The organism is Streptomyces sp. NPDC002868 (assembly GCF_055563295.1).
This window is the reverse complement of sequence record NZ_JBVHDR010000072.1, coordinates 1-4,087: the sequence shown is the minus strand read 5'-3', so window position 1 is coordinate 4,087 and position 4,087 is coordinate 1. Positions and strand designations below refer to the sequence as shown.

Sequence of the window (4,087 nt, the reverse complement as noted above, 5' to 3'; positions counted from 1 at the left end):
CGATGAAGACGTAGTCGTCGACGGGCGGCCCCTGGGGGAGCGCCCGGCGCTGGGCCGCGACCTGTTCGCGGTGGCGCATGAGGTCGATCTCGGCCGCAGTTGTGGGCTGAAGCAAGGCGGATTCTCGGCGATTCAGCCTGACCTGGTGGGCCGAGGTTCGTAGTAGGTGCCGTCGCGGAGCATCGCGAAGAGGACGTCGGCCCGGCGTCGAGCGAGGCGGAGCAGGGCCTGGGTGTGGTGCTTTCCCTGGGCGATCTTCTTGTCGTAGTAAGCCCGCGATGCCGGGTCGGCCAGGGCGGCGAACGCGGAGGGGAAGAAAGCCCGCTTGAGCTGCTTGTTTGGCTTCGTCGCGGCGATGCCGCTGGATGACCTGCGCACTGCCCCTACCCGCCGCGATCGCACGCACGCCGCCGACTGGGCCCTGCGGGTGATCAGCGCGAAGCGTCTTCGCACCCGGGGCGCGCCCGAACGCCTGGCCGCACCCGCCGTCGCCGCCGATACGCACGCCGCAAGCGCACACGGCTCGACGGTGTAGTCGATTGAGCCGCGCATGCGGTGCAGCAGTACAGGAACTGACCCGCATGCTGCATCACTTACTGATCGTTTCAAAATGTCAGCGTCGGACGAGGTGGCTCTGTGGATCAGGGAGTACGCCAACGGATTCCCTGAGGTGGGCGGGGAACCGGTGGAGTTGCGGCTGGGCGCTGTTGCGCGGTTGAGACTGCGAGGGCGTGGCCGAGGCGGTGGCCGCCACCGGCTGAACCGTGAGCCGCTTGAGGCATGCTCGCCCGCGCATTGTGCCCGCATACTGGTCGACGCGGCGCTCAGTCCGCCCGCGCCGGTAACGTCCCAGTGCGGGGTGATCACTGGGGGTAGGGCATGGAGCTGGAAGCCATAGCGCTGGCGGGCACACACGTACGGCTGGAACCGCTCACACACGGGCACCACGATGGCCTGTGCGAGGCTGTCCAAGACGGCGAGTTGTGGAAGCTGCATGTGACGCTCGTCCCCCATCCCCGCGACGTGGGTGCATTCATCGACGACGCGCTCGCCGCTCATGCCGTCGGCAGCCAGCTCGCGTTCGCGACCATCGACCTGGCCACGGGGCGCATCGCCGGATCGACCCGGTTCATGGCGGTTAACCTGCCGAATCGCAGGCTGGAGATTGGCTTCACCTTCCTCGGCCGGTCCTGGCAGCGTACGGCCGTCAACACCGAGGCCAAGCTGCTGATGCTCACCCACGCGTTCGAGACGCTTGGGATGAATCGCGTCGAGTTCCTCACCGACGTCCGAAACAGCACCTCGCGGGCCGCGATCACCCGCCTCGGTGCCACCCATGAGGGGGTCCTGCGCCAGCACATGGTCATGCGCGACGGTTGGATCCGTGACTCCGCGCTCTACAGCATCACCGGCCCTGACTGGCCCGACACGAAGGGCTCCCTCGTGGCCCGCCTCGAACACCTTCCGTCCGCTTTTTGATCGTTCAGAATGCCTTCCGGAGTCGTCGGAGGCAGATGATCGAGCAGGCGAGTTCGAGAAGGCTCTGGTGAAGGTCGGCCGGCCGTTCGTAGCGGATGCGGAGTCGTTTGAACTGGTGGAGCCAGGCGAAGTTCCGCTCGACCACCCAGCGGGTGCGGCCGAGACCGGAGCCGTGGGCAACGCCGCGGCGGGCGATGAGGGGCTTGATGCCACGCTTCCACAGCAGGCGGCGGTACTTGTCGTAGTCTTGACTTCCGCTCCCCGCCCTAAAGGGTGGGGATTCCTACCACGGTCGGCTGACCGTCTCGGTGGGTTCCTGCTTCACCGCGCTGCGCCGGTACGAGTACCGGTCTTACCTGCGCTCCACAGGCCGACACCGCCAGTCCGGCGGCCTTGGAGACGTTGACCGCCGCGTTGATGTCCCGGTCGAGGACGGCCCCGCAAGCACCGCACGTCCACTCTCGGATGTGCAGGGCCTTGGGGCCGTCCTTGACGCCGCAGGCCGAGCAGGCCTGAGAGGTCGGCTCGAAGCGTCCGATGCGGAAGAACCGCCGCCCGTACATTGCGGCCTTGTACTCCAGCATCGCGACGAACGCTGACCAGCCCGCGTCATGCACGGACTTGGCCAGGCGCGTACGGGCGAGCCCTTTGGGTCCCGGAAGGACTGTTGCAGCACCACGGCGGACACGTCGCCGAGCCAGGACCGATCGTCGGTCTTCTTCGCCTCGGTGATCAGCAGCTTGGACAGGTCCCCGGTCTTCGGGAACGGTTCGCCCGCGGCGCGGGCGGCCTCACGAGCGCGCAACGCGTCGTTGAACACGACGCGGGCGCACCCGAACGCCTGGGCCAGCGCGGCACGCTGAGGTCCGTTCGGGTACAGGCGGAAGCTGTACCTCAACTGCATGCCGATCACCGTACTGCAGTTGGTTTATGGCTGAGTATCAGAACATTCGTACTGGTCGGCACTGCGCTTTCGCCCTCCACGCGCACTTGGTGTTCGTGACGAAGTACCGGCACAAGGTCTTCAAGGACGTGCACCTGACGCGCATGGAGGAGATCATGCGGGCCGTGTGCGAGGACTTCGAATGTGAGCTGGTGGAGTTCAACGTGAGAACAACCACGTGCACCTGTTGGTGAACTTCCCGCCGAAGGTGGCCCTGTCCAAGCTGGTCAACTCGTTGAAAGGCGTCAGCTCCCGCAGGCTCCGCCAGGAGTTCCCCGACCTCGTACGGCACTACTGGCGCGCACAGCGGCTGTGGTCCGGCTCCTACTTCGCGGGATCGGTGGGCGGGGCTCCGCTGTCGATAGTCCGTCAGTACATCGAGCAGCAGAACCGTCCGCTCTAAGGTGCGCGTCAGAGCACTTCTCAGAACCGCTCCACCACCGGGCTGAGGCCCGATGCACTGCGACTAGTCCCGGTAGACCCGGTCGGCGAAGAGCCGCTTGGGCCGGTTGCGCGGGCGCCCGCGCAGGCCCCGGATGCGGGGTATCGCCGCCAGCAGCGGGATCAACTGTGTGACGTTGTGACGGTTCCCGCCGGTCAGCGAGACGGCCAACGGCGTGCCGTGGCGGTCGACGATCACATGGTGCTTGGATCCGGGGCGGCCGCGGTCGACCGGTGAGGGACCGACGTGAACCCCCCTTTCAGTGCCCTGACATGGGAGCCATCGATCGCCGCATCGTCCATGTCCAGCGCGTCCTTCACCCGCAGCTCGGTCAGCAGTGCCTCGTGCAGGCGGGGCCAGACCCCGGCCTCGGTCCAGTCCCGCAGCCGGCGCCAGCTGGTGACTCCGGAGCAGCCCACGGCCTGGGCCGGGACATCGCGCCAGGCAACGCCCTTGCGCTGCAGGTAGACGATGCCTGCCAGCGCGACCCGGTCCGGCACCCGGAGTCTGCCGGTATAGCGGTGCCGTCGCGCTGGGTGCGCAGGGAGCAACGGGGCTATGCGCTCCCACAGATCATCAGGAACAGGATCAGCAGACACCCCGCAGATCCTGCTCAGACGCTCCGTCAATCGCCAGCCGACACACCGGTCTCATTTTGAAACGATCAGTAAGTGGTCTTGCGGCCAAATCACACCCGGACAACCGGGTTCCGGTGGCCGATTCCGTTCCTCTCGCATGGGCCCATAGCGCTGCTATCTTCGACTGAAACAAGTAGCACTTGGGGGGATCAAAGGTAACGATCCGCCGCGCCTTCGGGCCTGAAAATACGTCAGGAAGTTGAGACAACGCGCGCAGTGCGCTTGGGACAGGAACCGCTGCCAGGGGAGGCGTCGATGTCGTTGCAAGGTGGCGCTCCAGGAGACATCGACCTCGCCGACCCAGTTTCACCTCACCGCCCGCAGTGGTCGCCTCCCGCGCAAACTGCCCTACGGTCCCGCGCCTGGTGCCGTGCACCATCGGCATTCATCGCCCCACCAAAACCATTCTGACCAACAGCGTACCCATCCGACAGAGGTCTTGGCGCACAGTCCGGCCACTACGGGAAACACCAACGCATAATCCGCCGCACAGGCTCCGAGTCCTCGCTGGGGTCTGCTTTCACCACAATGGGCCCCGCTGGCTTGTCCAGACTGGCCGACGGCTGCATCACGACGCCCAGTAAC

At 66.3% G+C, this 4,087-nt stretch carries 1 protein-coding gene and 6 pseudogenes; 2 read left to right on the top strand and 5 right to left on the bottom strand.

Going from position 1 to position 4,087, the window contains the following annotated elements; genetic code table 11:
- Positions 1-132: 132 nt before the first annotated feature.
- Positions 133-339 (bottom strand): annotated as a pseudogene (locus ACZ3H8_RS40670) (IS110 family transposase); the annotation flags it as partial.
- Between the two features lie 540 nt (positions 340-879).
- Between ACZ3H8_RS40670 and ACZ3H8_RS40665 the strand changes: the two are divergent.
- On the top strand, positions 880-1,479 hold the full coding sequence (locus tag ACZ3H8_RS40665; RefSeq protein ID WP_467410389.1) for a GNAT family N-acetyltransferase: 600 nt from the start codon (positions 880-882) through the stop codon (positions 1,477-1,479).
- A 4-nt stretch (positions 1,480-1,483) separates the two neighbouring features.
- Here ACZ3H8_RS40665 and ACZ3H8_RS40660 read toward each other — a convergent pair.
- The 3 pseudogenes from ACZ3H8_RS40660 to ACZ3H8_RS40650 form a co-directional block, all read right to left on the bottom strand.
- Positions 1,484-1,726 (bottom strand): annotated as a pseudogene (locus ACZ3H8_RS40660) (transposase); the annotation flags it as partial.
- Positions 1,727-1,745: 19 nt separating this feature from the next.
- A pseudogene (locus tag ACZ3H8_RS40655) lies at positions 1,746-2,126 on the bottom strand (RNA-guided endonuclease InsQ/TnpB family protein); the annotation flags it as partial.
- A gap of 185 nt (positions 2,127-2,311) precedes the next feature.
- Positions 2,312-2,383: pseudogene (locus tag ACZ3H8_RS40650) on the bottom strand (helix-turn-helix domain-containing protein); the annotation flags it as partial.
- Between the two features lie 26 nt (positions 2,384-2,409).
- Between ACZ3H8_RS40650 and tnpA the strand changes: the two are divergent.
- A pseudogene (tnpA, locus tag ACZ3H8_RS40645) lies at positions 2,410-2,825 on the top strand (IS200/IS605 family transposase).
- A gap of 72 nt (positions 2,826-2,897) precedes the next feature.
- Here the strand turns inward: tnpA and ACZ3H8_RS40640 are convergent.
- Positions 2,898-3,463 (bottom strand): annotated as a pseudogene (locus ACZ3H8_RS40640) (IS5 family transposase); the annotation flags it as partial.
- Between the last annotated feature and the right edge of the window lie 624 nt (positions 3,464-4,087).